This is a genomic window from Maribacter sp. 2-571 (assembly GCF_050589625.1).
Taxonomy (GTDB): domain Bacteria; phylum Bacteroidota; class Bacteroidia; order Flavobacteriales; family Flavobacteriaceae; genus Pelagihabitans.
In genome coordinates, this window is sequence record NZ_JBNGOP010000015.1 from 70,438 (window position 1) to 90,893 (window position 20,456).

General features: G+C 43.7%; 14 protein-coding genes. 6 read left to right on the forward strand and 8 right to left on the reverse strand.

Annotation, left to right across the window (positions count from 1 at the left end):
* Positions 1 to 45: 45 nt before the first annotated feature.
* The 5 genes from ACRD7P_RS12220 to ACRD7P_RS12240 all read right to left on the reverse strand — a co-directional run bounded on the left by ACRD7P_RS12220 (position 46) and on the right by ACRD7P_RS12240 (position 5,473).
* Positions 46 to 3,180, reverse strand: a complete 3,135-nt coding sequence (locus ACRD7P_RS12220; RefSeq protein WP_430907904.1) for a carboxypeptidase regulatory-like domain-containing protein — start codon at positions 3,178 to 3,180, stop codon at positions 46 to 48.
* 118 nt (positions 3,181 to 3,298) lie between these two features.
* A complete protein-coding gene (locus ACRD7P_RS12225; protein WP_430907905.1) occupies positions 3,299 to 3,985 on the reverse strand; it encodes a TIGR04282 family arsenosugar biosynthesis glycosyltransferase in 687 nt (228 codons plus the stop codon).
* A gap of 261 nt (positions 3,986 to 4,246) precedes the next feature.
* A complete protein-coding gene (locus tag ACRD7P_RS12230; protein ID WP_430907906.1) occupies positions 4,247 to 4,678 on the reverse strand; it encodes a nuclear transport factor 2 family protein in 432 nt (143 codons plus the stop codon).
* A 28-nt stretch (positions 4,679 to 4,706) separates the two neighbouring features.
* On the reverse strand, positions 4,707 to 5,003 hold the full coding sequence (locus ACRD7P_RS12235; RefSeq protein WP_430907907.1) for a hypothetical protein: 297 nt from the start codon (positions 5,001 to 5,003) through the stop codon (positions 4,707 to 4,709).
* 41 nt (positions 5,004 to 5,044) lie between these two features.
* On the reverse strand, positions 5,045 to 5,473 hold the full coding sequence (locus ACRD7P_RS12240; protein ID WP_430907908.1) for a MarR family winged helix-turn-helix transcriptional regulator: 429 nt from the start codon (positions 5,471 to 5,473) through the stop codon (positions 5,045 to 5,047).
* A gap of 353 nt (positions 5,474 to 5,826) precedes the next feature.
* Between ACRD7P_RS12240 and ACRD7P_RS12245 the strand changes: the two genes are divergently transcribed.
* Positions 5,827 to 6,729: a M57 family metalloprotease gene (locus ACRD7P_RS12245; protein ID WP_430907909.1), complete on the forward strand. Its 903-nt coding sequence runs from the start codon at positions 5,827 to 5,829 to the stop codon at positions 6,727 to 6,729.
* 83 nt (positions 6,730 to 6,812) lie between these two features.
* Here the strand turns inward: ACRD7P_RS12245 and ACRD7P_RS12250 are convergent, their stop codons facing one another.
* The gene (locus ACRD7P_RS12250; protein WP_430907910.1) at positions 6,813 to 7,871 is read right to left on the reverse strand and encodes a glycoside hydrolase family 43 protein; all 1,059 of its coding nucleotides are present in this window, start codon (positions 7,869 to 7,871) and stop codon (positions 6,813 to 6,815) included.
* A gap of 375 nt (positions 7,872 to 8,246) precedes the next feature.
* Between ACRD7P_RS12250 and ACRD7P_RS12255 the strand changes: the two genes are divergently transcribed.
* From ACRD7P_RS12255 to ACRD7P_RS12275, 5 genes are all read left to right on the forward strand, one after another.
* Positions 8,247 to 9,032, forward strand: a complete 786-nt coding sequence (locus ACRD7P_RS12255) for a hypothetical protein (protein ID WP_430907911.1) — start codon at positions 8,247 to 8,249, stop codon at positions 9,030 to 9,032.
* A gap of 102 nt (positions 9,033 to 9,134) precedes the next feature.
* Positions 9,135 to 10,862: a tetratricopeptide repeat protein gene (locus ACRD7P_RS12260; protein WP_430907912.1), complete on the forward strand. Its 1,728-nt coding sequence runs from the start codon at positions 9,135 to 9,137 to the stop codon at positions 10,860 to 10,862.
* 478 nt (positions 10,863 to 11,340) lie between these two features.
* Positions 11,341 to 12,438, forward strand: a complete 1,098-nt coding sequence (locus tag ACRD7P_RS12265; protein ID WP_430907913.1) for a hypothetical protein — start codon at positions 11,341 to 11,343, stop codon at positions 12,436 to 12,438.
* A gap of 4 nt (positions 12,439 to 12,442) precedes the next feature.
* On the forward strand, positions 12,443 to 12,949 hold the full coding sequence (locus tag ACRD7P_RS12270) for a T9SS type A sorting domain-containing protein (protein WP_430907914.1): 507 nt from the start codon (positions 12,443 to 12,445) through the stop codon (positions 12,947 to 12,949).
* On the forward strand, positions 12,946 to 16,119 hold the full coding sequence (locus ACRD7P_RS12275; protein ID WP_430907915.1) for a 3-coathanger stack domain-containing protein: 3,174 nt from the start codon (positions 12,946 to 12,948) through the stop codon (positions 16,117 to 16,119). Before ACRD7P_RS12270 ends, ACRD7P_RS12275 begins: the two co-directional genes overlap by 4 nt.
* Before the next feature lie 898 nt (positions 16,120 to 17,017).
* Here the strand turns inward: ACRD7P_RS12275 and ACRD7P_RS12280 are convergent.
* Both ACRD7P_RS12280 and ACRD7P_RS12285 read right to left on the reverse strand, forming a co-directional pair.
* Positions 17,018 to 19,519: a sugar-binding protein gene (locus ACRD7P_RS12280; protein ID WP_430907916.1), complete on the reverse strand. Its 2,502-nt coding sequence runs from the start codon at positions 19,517 to 19,519 to the stop codon at positions 17,018 to 17,020.
* 37 nt (positions 19,520 to 19,556) lie between these two features.
* A complete protein-coding gene (locus ACRD7P_RS12285; protein ID WP_430907917.1) occupies positions 19,557 to 20,330 on the reverse strand; it encodes a hypothetical protein in 774 nt (257 codons plus the stop codon).
* Positions 20,331 to 20,456: the final 126 nt, after the last annotated feature.

Here is a 20,456-nt window from a genome sequence, read left to right on the forward strand (position 1 = left end):
TCCTTCTTTCGAACCGCTTTGTATCGTCAACATCGTTTGACGGTATCAAAAACGATACGTTAGCCCGAGCTGCGCCCGCCAACGGGAATTGAACGCATCGGTAATATAGGGCTCGCTATTCTCCGGAATATCGAACTGAAATTGGGGTCGCCGGTTTTCGATACCCCTAAAATTGAGGAGGCTAAAGCTAGAGTTGACCACATTGGGAACGAACACCAAACGCCCCCAGTTTTTATTGATGAAATTAAACACATTGAGCATGTCCATAGCGACACTTATCCTGTTTCCGTTCTTGAATTTTAGCCCGTATTCCAGTTTCATGTCCAGCTCGTGGTTCCAGGGTGTCCGCGCGCCGTTTCGGGCCGCTATTTTACCCCGCCGTTCCCGTAGGTAAGGATCGCTTTCTATAAAACGGTCCAGTTGTTCCCATTGTTCCGCTGCGGCAACCGTAACGGTTCCCGAAGCATCGGTAATATCGACCAAATCGATTTCCGAAGCGTTTGCGGGCACATAAACGACATCGTTCCGGGAAGACCCATCGCGGTTTACGTCGCCACGGTAGACATAAGAGAAAGGGCTGCCCGCCCTGCCGTTGTACAGAAAGGAAATGAAACCGGTACCGTTTTGGCCAACATCAAACGTATAGGAATGGGTACTTACGAATTTGTGCCGCAGGTCAAAATTTGAAAACGATACCCCTGGGTCATTGCCGACAACGGCTTGGTTCCATTCAAAATTTGCCGCCGGAGAACTTCGTACGGTACTCGATACGTCTTTACTTTTACCGTAAGTATATCCCAAATATCCGTTATAGTTGCCCAATTGCTTACTCAATCCAAAAGTAAGGTTGTAGCGAAAGCCTTGATCGGTATTGGTCAATAAAAACACATTGGTAAAATTGGGGTTGACCTTGATGGCGTCTCCCGTTTCCAAAAAGTATGGCCGATCGTCCGCACCTTCAAAATTTCCCAAATTCTCCCTTCTGTTGATCGATTGGAAAAAAATGCCGTTTACCACATCGGTATAGGTGCCTTCAATACTGGCCGTCCATCGCTTGGGCAATCTAGCGGTAAACGCGATATTCGTTTTCCAGTCGCGCGGTAAACTAAAATCGGGGTCGATCAGGTTTATCTCGGTCAGGTTCGGTTGCACGCTTCTAAGGTCCTCTAAATTTTCGGTCAAGGGTACCGCGGCATCGGGCCTTAGATCAATATTGAAATAATCCGTGCCCGAAATATATTCCGCATAGGCATACCACAAATAAGGAATGCGTCCCGAAAACAATCCGGTACCTCCGCGAACGGTATATTTCCCATCGGCATCCAATTTGTAGGTAAACCCGAAACGAGGGTTAAATTGGGGCGTTCGCGATATTCGGTTATCAAAGGCCTCGAATTCGGGAGTGTTTTGTACGGCAGTACTTAAGGGGAGCCTGCTGGTCAGATATTGGCCATCCAGGCGAATCCCGGCAGTTACTTCCAAGCGTTCGTCAATGCGAAAATTGTCCTGAAAAAAAGCGGCGGCCTCCAGTACGCCGATCGTTGCCGAGGGGCGGTCGCTGACGAAACCAAAATCGTTATTGTTCACATTATAGACCCCTCGGATCCGGGCCGGGCGGTCCTCTAAAAAGTCTGCCACGGAACGGTACTCCCAACGCCCGTTCCAAGCGGAAAGAAAACCATAATCCACCTTGTGCAACTGTGAAAATATACCGGTCGTAAAATGATGTTTCCCATAATCGAACGTATAAGTATCCGACAACTGTAGCGTGGTAAAATCAGTATTGTACACCGAGGCCTCTCGATAGGTTCCCCCAAAAATACGGCCCGCCGAAGAGGTCGCTATCTGAAGGTGCGGAAACACCCGCCCATCAAAACCACGGTCCTCCCGTACACTATTGAAACCCAAGGAAAGTTTATTGGTACTGCCGTTCTTAAAATTGGATTTCAACTCCAAGGCCAGACTGTTGGCGATGCTATTATGGCGGTACCCTTGATTGCCAAAATTGAAAAAAGTACTGTTCCACTCCAAATTATCGGCATAACTGTTCACATAATTGTTCCTAAGGGTCAGTTTGTGTACCTCCGACAAGTTATAGTCCAATCGGGCAAAAAGTTTGGAACTTGCGGTTTGCAGATCGGCACGTTCGAATGCACCGGGATCATAATCATAAGTAGCGATCAATCGGTTACGGATCGCGTTGACATCGTCCAACGAAATATCGGAGGAATTGCTTCCGGGAGCGTTCAAAACCGGGGTTTTGGATAGGGCCTGTTCAAAATTCACAAAATAGAACAACTTGTCCTTTACCAAGGCACCGCCCACACCGGCACCAAATTGAAGGTCGTAGAACGACTGTACCTCTTGTTCGGCGCCATTGGCGAACCTTCCGATCAGGTTTTGATCGTTTCCATAGGCATATGCTTCCCCCTTGGTGGTGTTGGTTCCGCTTTTGGTAACCAAATTGATACTGGCACCATTAAAATTACCGATACCGACATCAAACGGGGAAAGTTTTACACTTAGTTGTTTTACGGCCCCAAGGCCAATGGGTTGGCTTCGGGAAAGTCCGCCCGGAGTGCCGTTTGCCGACGAACCGGAAGCACCGCTCGCAGGCTCCTGAAAACCGATGATGTCGTTGTTTGCAATGCCATCGATATTTAAGTTGTTAAACCGATTGCTGGCTCCGCCAAAGGAGTTCAGATTGTTCTCTGGCAGGTTTTTGGTCAGGTCCTGAATACTACGATTGATGGTAGGTGTCGCCTTTATCGCCCTACGGCCCAATAGGGTCTCGTTTCCGTTCTTCTTAGGTGTCGCTTCGGCGGTGAGCACTACTTCTTCCAGTGTAGTGGTCGCTTCTTGGAGCATTATGTTTTTTACCGTGGTACCGCCCAAATTGATTACCAGCCCGTTTTCTTCAACGGTGCTGTACCCTATGAAAGAGACTGTTATCCGATAGGTATTGCCCGGTGGGATATTGTTCAATCGGTAAAAACCATTTTCTTGGGAGACGGCCCCGTATCGAAAATTGGTTTCCTTATCGACCAGTACAATGTTTACATAGGGTATGGGCTCGCCCTTGGTGTCTTTTAAGGTACCTTGGAGACGGCCCGTAGTCTCCTGTGACAAAAGGGTGATACCATTAAATATCGCGAATAGCGCTAGGACAACTTTTTTCATTTCAAATCGGTTTACCGCAGCGGGTATACCCGTTGTGCGGTCAGGGTGTTCGTGTGCTTATACCTTGGATGTGTTCGAAAAACGATCGAAGTACCCTTTTTAAGGGTGTTCGTAAGAATCAGAAGTGCGGTAATGACAAGGGGGATCCTTTATTAAGGGCGGCAGCGTTATAAATTTCGGACGTTTTTAAGGGTCCCAATCCAAAAATGGTTTTGTCGTTTTGCAATGCTTTTGCCACTGCTTTTCGAAGCGAACGGGTTTTAATGCGGGACAAGGCTATTTTTTGTAGCCCGGCAAAAAAATCGAGGTCCCTAAGTTTTTCTAGGGTGAGTTGTTCTTTTTGGTGGTGGTGTAACATCGCCCGAACCTCATCATAGATCCGATCCGTATTCCAAGAAAGTTTTAAAAAGGTGTGGTGCCGGTATTCAGTTTTGGAAAGCCCCAACAGGTAAAAACCCCCGTCATGGGTGGGTCCTAGAACGGTCTTTCCTTCTTGTAACGCTTTTTTGGCCCGAAGTAGGTGATGGAGCTGAAGGTGTGGGCAGTCGGAACCTATTGCGATTACAGCATCATATCCTTGTTTGTAGGAATGTTGCATGGCATTGGCGAACCGGGCACCAAAATTGGGGCCATGCTGGTTGGACTCGTCAAAATAAAGGACGGGCAAACCACTTTTTTCGGCAATGGTACGAGTGTGTTTTTGTAATGCAGCGGCCAAGGACGCCTTGGCCAAAAAAGGTTTGTGCTCGACTTCCGCCGCTTCGGAAAGGGCAAAAACAAGTAATACAATGTTTTTATTTGGCATGCCGAGCTAATACCATTTTAAATTGGAAATTGCGTTCTGGTATGTACATAGTCGTACACCCTTTTTTCGCATTACAAATAAAAGTAGGCATTCCTTTTTAAAATATCGCGCGACCCGGAAAAGAGTATGTTTTGATGTGGCAAAGCACTACGCCACTGCCGATATCCAATTTCGGGTAGAAGCAACAAGCGGCCGATACCCTTTCGGATATGGGCCGCTTTCCACGAAACGCCATAACATGCTATAAACTCGTATTGCGTTCTATTTTTCTACAACGGGCATATCACTGACCAATTTCCAAACGTTCTCTTCATTTTTGGCAAGCAACATAATGGAATGAAAGGTCATTTTACTTCCTACGAAAATAACCTCGGCACTTGCCGTAAGGCCATTTACCGTAATGTTCTTAAAAGTGAGTTCCCGGGTGTCGCCACCAAACTCTTTGGACTTTATCTTGTCCACATACACCGTTTTTGGAAGTATTGCCACTTGTTTACTCCCGAACAAACGGTTCATGACCACACGATAGTTATCGTCCAAATACGCATCTAAAGCTTCATAATCGTTGGAATCACCGGCTTTGGCAAAAGCCGTAATCACCTCTTTGATTTTAGTCTTCTCTTGTTTCTGTGCCTTCCCGATAGTTACTATGGAGAAAATGGCAATCATTGTAAGCACTCCTTTTTTCATCATACTTGATTTTAAGATTTAAATATTAGGGTTATCGTTCAATTTCGACGGAAGTTTGCATCCCGGAGGGATGTTGAAAATCATCCATAAAGTCGTAGGCAAGGATGGTAGGAAGCTTTTTGCACTTGCTTCCGTTTTTCCTGTAACTGGCGGTTTTACCAAGGGGCTCGTCAAGTTTCAGGTTCGTTTTCCCGTTTACTTCATATCTGGAGACCTGCCTTAGGCAAAGCATATTCCCAAGATGGTCGACCGGGTAGTACTTCCCGGGGTTTGGTGAAAAATACCCGGCCACTTTGGGGCCATCATCTACAAAACACATCTTTATCATATTATCAATTATTGATATATCAATTTATAATTTAAAAAAAATCACTTCATATTTTGTTGGATACGGGAAAGGTATCCACTCAGTTGCGATAGTTCTTCTTTGGTAAAGCCATGTACGCTTCTTAGGCGGTGTGCCTTAATGACCGCTAAATGTTCGGCAACAAAACGTTTCCCCGCTGTGGTAAGCGACAAATGGTACTGTCTTCTATTGTCCGGAATACTGTTGCGCACCACATAATTTTTCTTTTCCAAAATATCGATGGTTCTGGTGATCGAAGCTGGGTCCCGTAGCGATTTGGTAGCCAGTTCGCGCTGCGAGAGTGCCTCGTACTCCTCTATTATTTTCAATACGATCCATTGTTCCACGGTAATGCCCAAACCGATGCGATCGAATTCCCGCTGGGAATAGCTCTTGGCCACCTTACCGGTTTTATCTATTTGGAACAATATGACGTTTTCGATATCCTGCATATTTATTGATATATCAACTATTTGAAGTGCAATGATAATTAAAAATTAGATTCCCAACAAATATCAGACAATCTTTGAGGTATAAAAGCGGAGATTTATGTTAAAACGACAGTATTTTCTGAACGTTCTTTGCTGCAAAACTGCCGATATGGAACCAAAATTTCACAAACGACTTTTCCCCTTAAAAAAAGCCATCTACCGTTCCCATAGCAGTATAGAACAGGCCAATAGTTAACATCCCTTTAAGGATATTCGTGCCCATGAGCAGTACTACAAAGTGGGTGTTATGAAGCACACTACAAATTTATTAAGGATTTGCAGTACTGAAGTATTTAATTTAAAAACAACTAAAAATGAAAAAAGCACTTTTAAGTATGGCGGTAATCGCCATTTTTTCCTGTACCAAAGAGTCTACTGAAGAAAACAGGGATTCCCTGCAAACCTCTTCAGAGTGGTTTAACGAGCCAATCATCGGATATGAAATGCCACAAAAAGACATTGCATATTTACAAGCACTGGGCTTTTCCGATGAGTATGTATCGGTTACCCATACGATAGACGAATCCGGTGACAAAAGAATTACCTATAATATTGATGATATTATGATTTATCCTGAAGATTTACCAGCAATGCTTCCCAAAAAAAGTGCTAGTGAAACCGGACATTATCGTATGCCGTTGATAGCTTCAAATGGATTCACATATCGTATCTACGCTTTCACTAATAACAATGCCAAAGCTAACGATGCTGTGAACAGAGCTATTGACAACTATAATCTGTTGTTTAGGCAAGGAAAAATAGGATTCAACTTTCAGAGGTTATACAATTATGATAACCGGAACTTGGCTAATATAAGAATATACTTCAATGATTTAGGCCCACGTACAACGGGCCGTACTGGTTTCCCGGTACGGGTTAATAGTAGTTTTGTCAGACCATTTAGCAATATACAAGTCAATCGACGTATGATTACCGGTAGTACCAGCCGCAATTATCCCACCGACCGTGTAGAACATACGATTACCCATGAAATAGGGCATACTATGGGGCTAAGGCACACAGACTGGTTTAGTCGATCCTCTTGTGCGAATCCTAATCCAGAACCTTGGTTAGGTGCTGTACACATACCAGGAACACCGTCCCAATTTTCTTCTAATCCTATTGATGCTAATTCCTTGATGAATGCCTGCTCTCCATTAAGTGCACCGGGCGAGTTTACTGCAAAAGATAAAATCGCTCTAGATCGGACTTGGTAAAGGGCAAAGCATTACTAAAACTTAAAAAGGTCATTCCCAATCCATATGGATTGGGAATGACCTTTTTAAAACCATAAAGATTCTTATTTCCGCTCTGGGGCTATTTTCACATGAAGATTTCCCTCGGCATCAATAAAAGCCTTTTCAATATTCAAATGCCTACTTGCCCCAGGTTTTGAAGGGTCGGCGTGGGAATGGTACACGATCAACAAATCTTCGCCATCTGGCGATCTTGTGAAGGAGTTATGGCCCGGACCAGATAATCCTTTTTCTTTTATGGTATACAGCAGGGGATTGTTCCTACTTTTTTTCCAAGGCCCCAGAGGATGTGAAGCGGTAGCATACCCAATACCATATTTTGGGCTCTTGTAATGGTTTGCCGAATAGGTCATAAAGTAAAGGCCTCCAAACTCAAAAACAAAACTCCCCTCATTACAATAGTTAGTGGAGTCGCTGGAAAGTTCCCATTCTTGAGAGGCCCTTACACATACGGTAGGTACCCCCACCATTGTTTTTAAATCCTTCGTCAATGCTACCGCATAAATTTCCGCCGAGGGTTTTGCCCTATGCAATGTCCCGTTTTTGGAACCAGGGGTTAAAATACCGACCCGATTAAAAAAAAGGTAGGGCGCACCCGTTTTGTCCCAAAACAAATGGGGGTCTATTTGCCCCCAATCTTCAATAGGCAAATACGGTGTAAGCTCGTCCAAAAAAGGACTCTTGGGGGTATCGCTTCGTGCCATGCAAAGCCGGTATGGGGATGTTTTGTCCTTTTTGGCGGAGTACACCATTACATAATTGTCGGTATACGGATCATAATGTACTTCAGGCGCCCAAAACCTGCCGCTTCCGTATGATGTTTCCGTTTTTCGATAAACAAACCCCAGCGGTTCCCAATGCTTGAGATCTTCGGAAGACCAGGATCTAAATCCCTCTGAACTGTCCGTGGTCCCATATAAATAATACCTGCCATCGGTTCGCAAAATATAAGGATCCCCTAACAAAAGCTGCTCAGGCGCTACAGGATTCGAGGGAACAAAACTTGAAAGGAGTTTCTTTTGGGTATTGCAACTACAGACAACCAAAACAAGGCTCCCCAACAGGCATAAACAAAACTGTTTGGTAAAGTACAGGATTCCCATTGGCAAATATTGAAAAAGGTTAAGAGTCCTTTAAAAATAGTAAAGGTGTCACTGTTCGGCAATACTAGCAACACCATACAAGCGGTATGATTTTTATGGTATAGCACCCTACATATGGGCAACACTACGCCAAGGCCCCGATATAAAACTCTTCTAAACTAGTGCACCTGTATGCCCTATTTCTTTTAAGACGCAAGGAAATCTTTTTCACCCCTGTAGACAGTTTGTAGACACCTCTTTGTGAAGTGACACCGCTATTTAGCGTTCTTTTGAACGGTAGGCTAAAAAACCTTCCTTGCCAATGGTTATTTTTCTTTCGGTCATCACTCCTCGCCCAAAACTAAAAAAAGCAATCAACCCTTAATCGTTTCCAGAATGATTCCAAGAATACAACTATTCGAGTTCGAAGACCTAAAAAAATGTCCGGAAATTTTGCGTAACTATCTCACCGACTTTTTGGAACATATTGCGGTAAGGTTTCGTTTTTATGACGATCTGATACCGGTTCTGATAAAAACACTTCATCATTACGAGCCCCTTCATCTGGTCGATATCGGGTCCGGCGGAGGTGGCGGAATGTTTGCGATCTATCAGGCATTGCACCCACGCTTCGATTCCCTTAAAATTACCTTGACCGATCTCTATCCAAATATCGATGCCTTTGAAAAACAACAGCGGCGTTCGAATGGGGCCATTCATTTTGAAGCGGATTCGGTAAATGCGACCAACGTACCAAAGCGCTTGTCCGGTTTCCGGACCTTGTTCCGGTCCTTCCATCATTTCGACCCCCAACTGGGCAAAGCCGTATTGCAGGATGCAATCGATAAAAAGCAGCCCATCGGAATTTTTGAAATTCAAGAGCGTTCTCTAAGCTTTTTACTTTTTTTTGCTATCATTTCTCCGCTGCTCGTTATATTGATGACACCTTTTATAAAACCGTTCAGCATCAAGCGTCTTTTTTTTACCTATTTTTTACCGGTGGTCCCATTTATAGTTTTATGGGACGGTACCATTACCGTTCTTCGAACATATACGCCGGAAGAACTGAGGATCATGGTACGGGAATTGGAAAATTCCGATGATTTTCATTGGGAAATCGGTAAAGTTGGTGCTGGTGTAAAAATGGTCTCTTTTTTAATTGGAAAACCTAACACAGCATAAAAAAATGTGAAATGATGGTCCATGGTACGCCATAGCAACCGAGACAGAGGTCATACATCGTTTTGTTACCTTTTGCCAAAACACTTTTAACACTTCCTTACTTTGAACATAAACGGTATCCCAACGCTTATCCTATGCCTATTCCTATTCGGAACATTAGGCCTTGAAGGCCGACATTTACGCACGGAACGCACCAAGGATAGTTTAGCCCTTATAACGGTGATCCAACATTTCGAATCTCGAAAAAGCCGCGACCTGGACTCGTTAAAGACGGTATTGGCCCAATCGTTGGAAAAAGCAAGAAAACTCCATAGCACTTACTTTGAAAAATCCTTTTTGATCGGACTTTCCACCACCTATAGCGACATCGGGGGAACGGATAATTACGCCAAAAGTATTGCATACGCCATGGAGGCCCTTACCCTTGGAAAACACATTGCAGATGGGAAAACGGAGTTTAACGCACTGATTCAACTGAGTAGTGTATATAGGCGCTTGAACAATCTTCCAAAAGCATTGACCTATGGAATACGTGCGGTCCGAATTTCAAACAACACCGAACGCTTTCAGGATCTTCATCGGGGCATGTCGCGCGGAAACCTGGGCAACCTCTATTTCCGTTTACAACTGTATGACTCCGCAATCGTTTATTTAAAAAAAAGCAAAACAATTCTTCGACCGCTAAACGACCGTTTGGCAAATGCAGCGGCCAACAATATTGGTACGTGTTATATGGAACTGTCCCAAATACCTTTGGCAATACCCTATTTTGAAGAGGCATATGCGGGCTATGAAGAAAACGGTCAACAGCTCTATGTCGCCATGGTGGCGGAAAATTTAGGAAACTGCTACCTCAAATTGGCATCGTACCATACGGCAGAACGCCATCTGTCGGAATCGTTTCGCCTTGCGGAACAATTGGGATCAAAACGACAACAGATGCGATCGGCCATTTACCTCAGCAAATTGTATAACGTTTTGGATCAAACCGATAGCGCGCTATATTATGTCGATTTAGTCGGGCGCACCATAGACTCCCTTGGAACATTGGACGAAAAGTACGAGTACATTAAACAACGGGAACGTCTTCTCGAAAAAACGAACGATTCGGTAGCTTCGCAACTCAAGTACCACAAATGGGCACTTCGGTTAAAGGACAGTCTGGAAAAACACGAAAACATCCCTAAAACCACTTCCTTATTACTAAGTGCCAAAGAGGTATCCAAAACAATACAAATTTCACGGTTCGAAAAAAAGTTGAACGGAAAAAAACGTGTCATTTTAGTCATAGGCTGTGGTATGGCCATATTGGGTATATACCTATTCTTTGTGAAAAGGAAACATGTTCAAAAACAGCGAAAAGCGACTCGAAACCTTAACTCCGTCATTTCCGAAAAAGAGCGCCTAAACCGAAAGGTGACGCGTTATTCGGCATCCATGTCCGTAAATAATGAAATGATGGACCGTCTTTCATTAAAGTTGAACGAAATTGTAAAGGAAGAACGCATATCGGAAAAAACAAAACGTCTTATACGGGCCACTCGAAAAGATATCGGAAGTAATTTGAAAACAAATCAACTATGGGGGGAGTTCTTCGCCCAATTTGAAGAAACGCATCCGGGTTTCACCAAACATTTGGTCACTATTTATAACGTAACCCCGACCGAGCTTAAAATATGCTGTTTTCTAAAAATGAACATTTCTTTAAAGGACATGGCCAGCATGATGCATATCCAATATGCCAGTGTTCGCCAGGGACTGTTTCGTCTCAAAAAAAAACTGGGCCTGCCGAAAGATCAAAGCGTTTTCGAATTTATACATTCCGTTTGAACACTACGGAAAATTATCCCTCTGGAACTTCCCAAAAAATGGAATACCGTTTCCCTCCTCAGAAATTTGAGCCCAATACCAGGCCAACAATTGTGATGCCCAAAACCAAAATAACATCCTGTTTTAGGGTAAATAACACTGAAACAGCTTATTAAAGGCATTGTTACAACTACTTTCGTTCACTTCTTCAGTGCAGTACAGGCCAAAACCCTTAGCGAATTCGACCATATTTGTTTCGTCGGCCAGGTATGTAAAAAACGACATGTGCAAAAACGAAACGTGCAAAAAAGTGCGGTTGTTTTACTGCCCCGTCGGGTGAAACGCCCTGTGCCGATTTACTCCACCATTTTGACCGTTACCAACCATGGACCGAAGCTTTAAAAAGCCTAAGCCTACAAACATCTGCCCAAGAAATTTTACGACGGAGAACTACTAATAAATCCATATAAGAACATCATTCATTTAATACTATATAACCATGAGAACAAAAAAAAGGTTACAGCTATTGACGGTATTCGCAATAGCAATGCAAAGCACAATAATTGGATTCGCTCAGGAAGGGAACATGGAAACCGCTACGGCTATGGACTATAGCGGTCCAAATGGAAACGAAATGTACCAAGAAACCAACAGTGAAACATTCGACTCCCATGCCGTAACTGCCGCTCTGCCCAAGCCATTGGAAAAACGACCGGAGGCAAAAGCGGCACCGAAAACGACAAAACGAAGAAAAGTGCAGCGGGGAGACTTTAGAAAAAGTATTGCCAACGCGGCGAAGGCAACAGAGACCTACCGGGTACTGGGAGAAGATCGCGGCGTACTGGTCTTAGGAAATACGGGTGCAAACCGCAGTCCCGGCAGTAGTTTTGGTAAAATCGACTTTTTCCATGGTGGGACCTACAATACCACGTTTGCCTCCATATTTGCCGCTCGGGCCGGGCTGAACAAAACCGGAAAGTTGTATTTCCAAACTCGGGACGGGGGGAATTTGGAAACGCGAATGGTAATCACGGAAAATGGTAATGTAGGTATCGGCAGATCGGCGCCCGGTGTGCGTTTGGATGTCAACGGTAGTGTACGATCCAAAGCGGGCTACCGCGTCGGCGAGTCGTCCTTTAACAAGGATCAAGGTGGAGCACTGGAGCTTCGCGGTGAAAACGCCTCTTCAACACCTTACATTGACTTTACCAGAAGTGGAAGCGGTGATCGAGATGCACGCCTTTACCTTAGAAACCGAGAACAGTTGGTATTGGACGGGTCAAAGCTAATTTTAAGGGACGGGTTTATTGCCAAATCCGGAATTATAAAACTTAACGTGTTCGCGGACTTTGTGTTTGATAAGGATTATGATTTGCCTACGCTAGAAGAAGTTGAGGACTATATTAACAAAGAAGGGCACCTATCGGAAATCCCATCTGAAGCGGAAGTGCTTGCGAACGGTTTGGATATGGGAATGATGGATGTAAAACTACTGCAAAAGGTGGAAGAGTTAACACTATACATGATCGAACTCAACAAACAGGTGAAAACCCTCCAAAAAGAAAATCAAGAGTTGAAGAAAACGTTAAAACAATAAACATATGCCAACTACTAGAGAACGTATCAAAAGTAGAACAAGGTGCGGCATGCGAAAAATGTTGCCCATTACGATACTGGCAATGGGGCTTTTATATATGAACCAAACGACTGCACAACAGGCTCAAAACACTTCTTTTGAGGGTTGTGAAACACCCCAACTTCAAATAGGGGTTCGTGATGCGGTAATTATCGACAGCCCTACCTTGACCATCATAGCGATGTCCGAAGAATCGGGTGCCAAAGCTGATTTTTCGAGCAAGGATGCCCCAAAAGTCATTGTGTACCCAAACCCAGTTAGAAATGAACTTACGGTAGCCACTTCTTCGGAAAATCCCGTAAAACGTACTGTTTTTCAAGGGCTTGATCAAAAGACCTTTGGCGTACGAATTGCCAGAAAAACCGAAAATACCGTTACCTATAGCGTGGCACACCTGCCTACGGGCACCTACATTGTTCGGATTTTTTTTAGAAACGGAACTTCCTTAACCAAGAAAATTATTAAGCTATGAAAATGAATAACTTTAAGGGATTGCTTTTCGCAATTGGAATTCTCTTACTACTACCTTCAGGAGGTCATTGTCAAAGAGACGGCGATGCCCTTATCCCTAATCCGCTTCAGAACAAAGTATTGACTTCTGGTTTCGGTTTTACCGGAAGCAGTGTAAATACATCACTTGGAAAGGGCAACTTGTATCAGGACACTCAGGGCAACCAAGTTATTCTTATACAGGACGGTCTTGGTGGAGCCATCATCAAAGGAGACATTAACAACCCGAATGTGAACGCGATTACCAACTATATCGAAGTTAGTCTGTCGGGTTTATCAGACCTTAGTGCCAAACTTTATTTTGGCTGGCAATTGGAAAATACAGATCAAAATATCACAGGGGTCGATATAACCAATCAGAGAGCCGATGTAAAACCGGGTATTTATGAAGAGGGGCTTGAGTATGGAGCACACATAAAAGGAAAATCCACGGTGTTGGGTTTTACAAGTGCACCCAATGGATTTTTAACATCTGGCGACAATGGCTTTGTATTGGCCCCAGTAGCGGCACAAGCTACTATCTTCTATAACGCAGTTTCAGATGTTGCAGGTACGAGGAATAATGGTGTAGATCCTGTTAAAATTTTCGCGGGACTATCGGTTGCTCCCGGTTTTATTGGAAAATCTGGTTCAGTATTAAGAGGTATAATCGATTCCCCGGAAAGTATCGACATACAACAACTCGCACTATTATCTACATTTTATATAAAAAACGTAGCTAACGTAGTTGGGGCACAAACAGGTGATGTTGTTTTTGATATGTCGGCACAAACTTTTGATAGGGGTGTTGTTATTGGATTTTACCAATTATTCAACAAACCCACGATAAAAGGTAAACTGAGCATTGATAGTCAAACCTCTTTTAATTTAGATGCTTATTCCAACGGAACCATTCAAAACAAAACACTGGGAAAATCCTTCAAGTCGGGGGCCAACGCTCCCGGAAACTATAATGGTTCCGACCTTGCAGCACTTATTTTTGACGAGGTAACCTTCGATTTTTATGGTTCGACCGTGCGTTTCAACAACGTAGATGATAATGAGGTGCGCGTGGATGGTGTTTCCATGAGTAAGATTTCAGCTGCCATAGGCTTAGAAAAATTTCGGAAAGAGGCGGGAGATCTTTATAAGGATTTTGCCGATATAAAAACAAACACCTACGAAACTACTGTCGACGATATTACCAGAAATGTAGCGACCGGCGCACGAATTCCATCGAATATCAGTAGTAGCAATAATGCTTCCATTAAGTTTGCACCTTTGGCAAGTTCGTTTACCAACGCTACAAATTTTGAGATAGATCCCAACTTTAGCTTTCCAAACAGTTTTAATAGTCTAAATACTTCAACAGCAGGGCGAACATTCGATTTTAACCCGGCGCTATTGACCCTGGATCCGTATGTGAGTTTCACCTTTACCAGTAGTACTATTACTTTTAAACCTGATTTGGTCCAGGGGAAAAATGGTTTTGAACTTGTACGGGTACCCGAACTTTCATTTGCACCAAACGATATAGCGTCCTTTGACTTTTGGAAATCGTATAATGGTGAGTATCCGTATTCCAATGATGCAACGGAGGTTTTTCGTGAGGTATTCCATAGTAAAACGGATACTTTGCAGCTTTCCGATGTACCCATGAGCATCTCTCAAAATTCTTATATGGAAATCTCTTACAATGCGGCAACGACTGCCAAACGGCTTATAGAGGACCTGATACGATCAAGGAACCCTTTCGAAGCGTTGGGAAACAAGTGGCTTTCGTTGCTCCAGGAAAAGAACCCCGAACTGTATGATCGCCTGATTGAAAGCACAACAAAAGGCACACTTAAAAAAGATTTTGATCCGGATAAAATTGCAATCGTACCAAAACTTGACTTTACCCTTGAGATTACCCCGCGCTTAAAGGTACGGGACAATAAAGATGGACAGGGACAACAGTTTTTAAGGATGGAATATGATATCACCACCATTCTTAAGGAAGCGGTGTTACAGCTTGCCTACGGGGACACCTGTGAAATGGTTCCATTAAAAGGACTTGCCATGGACCAAACGGAACTTTCATACTTACAGGAAGCCTGGGGAGCCGATACCGATGGTGATGGCATCATCGACAGCGGCTATTTGCCTTGGTTGCAAAAGATCATGAAAAATGCGGCGTATGAAACCGAAATCGCTATGGAACTTGGCCTTGATAATAGTTTTAAGCAATTAAATTTAGCATTGTTGCCGGCCTCTTTAGCACAACAACTAAAAAAGGATATCGACAAAGGTGAAACCGCTTTGCAGCCAAAATCCGATTGGTTGACCCATACCAAAACGGTTGTTAAATCAGAAACATTACGCGATGACCATTTAGATTCTTCTAAAGAATCCAATACCGCCTTGGGCAAAAACGTTTATAACGAAATGGTATTCAACAACCTCAATCTGGAAGTCTCCTTTTTGCCGTCCGTAATTGAAGGGAACCTGATTTATTCCCAACAGGAAAAAGTGGAGCGTGAGTCCGAAAAAACAGGGAAGATAAACGCGGGACAAGTAGCGACATCCATAGTTTTTGAAGGTGTCAATTATTTCAACAAGCCCAATTATATGCTAGCGGCACAAGAACACAGTGGTATTTTTACAATCAAAAATACCTCTAACGCGACCCTAACCAACCAAAGGGTAATTGTTACGGTAAAGGCACCCAATGATGTAGGCTTTTTCAATGTAGCCAGTGAAGTTATTTCTTCACTTGGAAAAAACAAAAGTGTAGGTCTGGTTTTTGAATATACCCCTACTTCTTTGGGGACACATGAGTTTCGTTTGCACAGTTACGACGATTTTGGGCAGGTATTGGGAAGAAAGAGCATTACGGTTACCGATAAGCCCGATAAGGCTTTTGATCTTGGCCCGTATTGTGACCTTTCCGTAAACAGCTACGAAAGTATAACTGCGAATGATGGCCTGCTAAAGCTTGGAAACACGGTAAGAGTAGCAAACTTGATAGAAAACAGGGGGTCGCTGACCCTGAAGGCCACCAAATTGATCGAATGGGCTCCAGGTTTTGAGGCAAAAGCCGGTGCCACTGTAAGTGCCACTATTGTTTCTTGTAACGGTATTAAAACGGCGGTACAAAACACTTTTGATTAGTTTTGGACCACTGACGAAGAATAAAGAGCGGCCATATGGGAGTTGGTTGTAGTCAACAATAGATTCGCAACCGGCACAAAAAAGGGCGACATCATACGATGCCGCCCTTTTTTGTGCCCATTATTTAATTGCGTTTTTGGATATCGGTATAAAACAAAACCAACTCGAAAGGGAGCATTCCCTTACCACTATCGTTTTTCTGCTAGCGTTCAAGAGAATTTTTTGAAGCTCTTGGGCAACTAGGGCTTCACAATATTCCATTGCTCTTTTTTAAATCCTGACCGAAAAGGTGAAAACTGCGAACAGGATTAACGACAGATACCAACCGCATTTCTTTGCAGCCCTGAATCAAGTCTCGTTTAAAGTTGCCTTACAAATACCCTTTCAGCGTAACGATAACGTATTTCTTTCCTTAAAACGTACTATAAATGATGAATAGCAGGCATTATAACACGGTAAATCTTGATCGATCTTTATGGGGTATAGACCTATTTATCCCTGCTCAAGCACAGGCAAAAAAACCAAAAGAAGATTGTATTTGCTTACCAATATGGGCCTACATAGGGGAAGAACCGGTACGACCATTTGCAATCAAAAAAATGACGTAAGCGGTATTAAACATTGGCACGATACGTTTAGGGTATTTGCCTTAGAACGGACTATCGGAACAAAAACAACGACCTGTCGCCAGTATAAAAATACCTTCATACCATTGCGCTATGAAATCAACTGCGGCTTAGTATTACTTACACCATATGCGCTTATGTAATATGCTGTTTTCGAGAGAATGAAATACTGCAATAAAGCGTGTGCGCTTCAATTGAACACTTGTTCGGAACAAAAAAAAACCGTAGCAACAGCATTCGTCGCTACGGTTTCTTCGCAAACCAAATCCCCGCTATTTGACCAACTTAATTTTTTGGGTACCATACTCCAACAAAAACAGGCCTTTGCTTAAGTTGCTCACATCTATCGTTTCCAAATCGGATCCGGACAACGTGCCAGACGAAACGGTACGGCCGGTCTGGATATTCGTGATGCGATAAAATTCACTTTTTTCCACATTAATGATGGTAAGTTCATTTAACATAGGATTCGGAAATGCCTTTGCTATCGCAGATGTTGACACTTCGGCAGTTTGTACAGTGGTAACTTGCGGCGCAGCGGCAGTTTGGCCACTGTTTACGGGCTGTAACCGGAAACGTCCCCGGTCTCCCGTAAAACTGGTCGACTTCTGTACAACATCTCCCCCAGATCTATTGGTCGTCGTATGTAAAATTTTACCGGTTCTCCTGTTTTTAAGGAAGAAGAAGTTATCGCCCGCGATCGGGATGGTTTTCCATTGCGTTCGTGTACCGCGAGCGTCACTGGTCAGGGTTTCCATTTGTGCCCCCTCCCTTTTTGAAACAGGTCTAAAATGCAATCCGGTCTGCTTATTTTTAAGATAAAAGAACCCATTGGTCGTCGGAACTTTTTCCCACTTGAACCAGTCGTTCGGGCGCCTATTTGCGGCAATGATCTTTGATTTTCCATTGCCATTTTCAGGTCTGAGGTACTTCCCGCTCTTTTTGTTCCTAATAACATAGTATTCGGCCGTTTCCACTACGGGACCGCCACTGCCCCCCGTAAATTTACCGGTGGCGAACACGGTGGTATTTCGGAATGCGAGGTCGTTTACGCTGTTAAAGGATTTTTTGTTGTCCCGCGCACCTCCATCGTCATCGTCGGCGGCATGCACATCAAAACCGAACAAATCGCCATTGGAAGGGCCGTTTATCCCTATCCCGGACCAGGGTATCGCTATTTCCATACGGTATCCTTTCTCCGTTTCTACTTCTTCTCTTCGGAGTCCGGCGGGAAGCGTGCTGTTCGCCCTGTTTACGGGGTCATTATATCGAAATATCAATTGTCTGTCCAACAAATCGTAGGTGTCGCTTTTCTCATTCCCCGGATCTAAATAAATTTCAATGCCATCGTCGTTAAAAGGCGCATCGGAATCCTTTATGAGTACATCGTCCACAACATCTACTAGAAAATAAAGTGCATTTTCATCCCAGGCCGTTTTAAAGGTGACATCCAGATCGGAGGGCGAGACCACCGCATCATTGCTAGGGCGTATCACCCTATTCAACGTTCTGGACCCGATACCGTTCCAAATATCGTCTTGGCGACCATCGATTTCCGGTGCGGTCCCAATAAAAGGAATATCAAAAGTACGGGATATGGTAATCGTTGCGTCCCTAACATCGGTATCCCCGTTCGCATCGGTAGCCGTAATCCTAAAGTTAAATTTTCCCTCTTCGGTGGGAACGCCAATAATCCTTCCATCGGAGAAAGACAGTCCTCTGGGCAGACTACCCGAAGTCTTTGACAGATTTACCGGTAGGTCTCCACCGAAAACGACTATTTCCGAATCATATGTTTTCCCTTGAAACCCGATATTTAGTGAATCCTTTATTAAAATAGGTTTCTTATCCACATTGCCCGCAATCACGTCCAGCAGCGCCCTATACTTAAAATCACGATTTTTGTCGGTAACAATGTCCGTAGTACCCCAAAAACCGCTTCTATTATAAAACTTATGGGAAGCAAAATACATGAATTTCCTTCCTCCATTGGAGAAGAAGCCGTCCACAATATTCCGTTTCAACAAATCCCCCATTCTTCTATTGCGTTCAGCCCGTATGCGGTTTTCTAGGTTTGTGGTGAAGTTCGGTCGAAACCCCGGAGCTCCCTCATAAGCATCATAGTCAACTTCATATTCCTCGGCAAGGTCTGCGAATTCATCATATCTTGGAATCCCGGCATTATAGGCATTTAAAATTTCATTGACACTGGCGCCTTCCTCTAAAACCACAAAATCAGGTCCTCCAAAATATCCGGTAGTAGCAATGGAACTAATGTATTCTTTTGGTGGACCAAAATTATCCTTGATATAATTTAACATTGCGCGAGTGGCATTTAACTTCCCTCCAGCCGCATCAAAAGCCGGCCTACTGCTATAGAAGGCCAATACCGGCCGTATTCTTCCTCCTATTTCGCCCAGTCCCTCTTGTTTAAAAATCTGTCCGATTTCCACGGTACGCCTGGCAAATCTTCGGGCCGCCCATAAGTTATCATTAGAATCCCCATCCAACAGTACTCCATCATCATAGTCAAGATTACCAATGCCGTTACTAACATCCTCCTTTGCCTTTTGAAAATTCCATGCGGTTTGGGAAAAAGTAAAATTCCAAATCTCATTACTATATTCAAGGTAAAGGGTCGTTTGCTGTGGAATCTCTCTTTTTAACAGCCTTGCCAACTCCCTCACATAGTTGTTGTTTGCATGTACCGGAATATTGATCCAAGCATCTTTACCTGTAATCTTAATAAATTCGGCGATATTCTCCCAGGGCATGCCACGGGTAGTTTTACCCAAAGCGTCAACCGGGTTTTTACCCGTGGTGGCGTCGTTTTGCCGTGTCGTAAGCCGTTCGTTCCAGCTTACCTCCAAAGGCCCCGTGGGCTGTACCCCCTTGTTTCTCGGTTACTACAAATTTTGCGTTGTTGTTGGTATGCGACCAATCCATAAATCGATACGTATCGAATGGTGCTACAAAACCGATCCATTCGTCGGTAAACAGTTTATTCGTGTTCAAAGGGTACCCAGGTCTGTGGATTTTTAAATCGGTTATTCCGGAATTCAAGGGTGCATTGTTGTTCCGCTGGGTTCCGGTCATTTCTATTGCGAAAAATGGTCGCCCCTCGTCCCTTGGCTTGTAGTCCACTTTAAACGTGGTGGTATTGGTCGCTTCGTTATAGAGCGTATCCAAAATAACGGCTTGGGATGCCTTCATCTTTATCTTTTTTGCCTTTCCCTTAAAAGATGCCCTGTAAATTCCTTCAACATCGAGTTTTGGAGGGTTCGGGTCTTCGGCAGGATCAGGGTTAGGGTTCTCTTCGGTTACATCTTGCCCATTTCCCCTGGTATTTCGCAAATCAAAACAGGTTAATGAAAAATCTGCACGTGGCCAGCCATTATTGTCCAAAGGTACCTCCAAACTAGAATTGGTGGGGTTTTGAAAACCTCTGGTATCCTTAACAACGTCGACATAGGATAAGCCCGATACAGGGTCTCCCAAATTCATGCCGACATCCTGAGCGGTCAGCTCAAATCCGCTAAAAAAAAGCGCGGTCAAAATAACGATCGTCCGTAATTTTCTTTTCATAATCTTCAAGATTTTTAAAATGTTCGATATTAGTATTCCTTTTGTTTTGTGTTAACATATTCAGCGCTACTAATCGGTAAAATCTCAAAATAAACTGTTGCGTTTTATCTTCTCAATATTAAGTTT

Bases quoted from the DNA above. Each gene is read 5' to 3' on its own strand.
- ACRD7P_RS12220 (WP_430907904.1), bottom strand. From the start codon at position 3,180: ATGAAAAAAGTTGTCCTAGCGCTATTCGCGATATTTAATGGTATCACC.
- ACRD7P_RS12225 (WP_430907905.1), bottom strand. From the start codon at position 3,985: ATGCCAAATAAAAACATTGTATTACTTGTTTTTGCCCTTTCCGAAGCG.
- ACRD7P_RS12230 (WP_430907906.1), bottom strand. From the start codon at position 4,678: ATGATGAAAAAAGGAGTGCTTACAATGATTGCCATTTTCTCCATAGTA.
- ACRD7P_RS12235 (WP_430907907.1), bottom strand. From the start codon at position 5,003: ATGATAAAGATGTGTTTTGTAGATGATGGCCCCAAAGTGGCCGGGTAT.
- ACRD7P_RS12240 (WP_430907908.1), bottom strand. From the start codon at position 5,473: ATGCAGGATATCGAAAACGTCATATTGTTCCAAATAGATAAAACCGGT.
- ACRD7P_RS12245 (WP_430907909.1), top strand. From the start codon at position 5,827: ATGAAAAAAGCACTTTTAAGTATGGCGGTAATCGCCATTTTTTCCTGT.
- ACRD7P_RS12250 (WP_430907910.1), bottom strand. From the start codon at position 7,871: ATGGGAATCCTGTACTTTACCAAACAGTTTTGTTTATGCCTGTTGGGG.
- ACRD7P_RS12255 (WP_430907911.1), top strand. From the start codon at position 8,247: ATGATTCCAAGAATACAACTATTCGAGTTCGAAGACCTAAAAAAATGT.
- ACRD7P_RS12265 (WP_430907913.1), top strand. From the start codon at position 11,341: ATGAGAACAAAAAAAAGGTTACAGCTATTGACGGTATTCGCAATAGCA.
- ACRD7P_RS12270 (WP_430907914.1), top strand. From the start codon at position 12,443: ATGCCAACTACTAGAGAACGTATCAAAAGTAGAACAAGGTGCGGCATG.
- ACRD7P_RS12275 (WP_430907915.1), top strand. From the start codon at position 12,946: ATGAAAATGAATAACTTTAAGGGATTGCTTTTCGCAATTGGAATTCTC.
- ACRD7P_RS12280 (WP_430907916.1), bottom strand. From the start codon at position 19,519: ATGCCCTGGGAGAATATCGCCGAATTTATTAAGATTACAGGTAAAGAT.
- ACRD7P_RS12285 (WP_430907917.1), bottom strand. From the start codon at position 20,330: ATGAAAAGAAAATTACGGACGATCGTTATTTTGACCGCGCTTTTTTTT.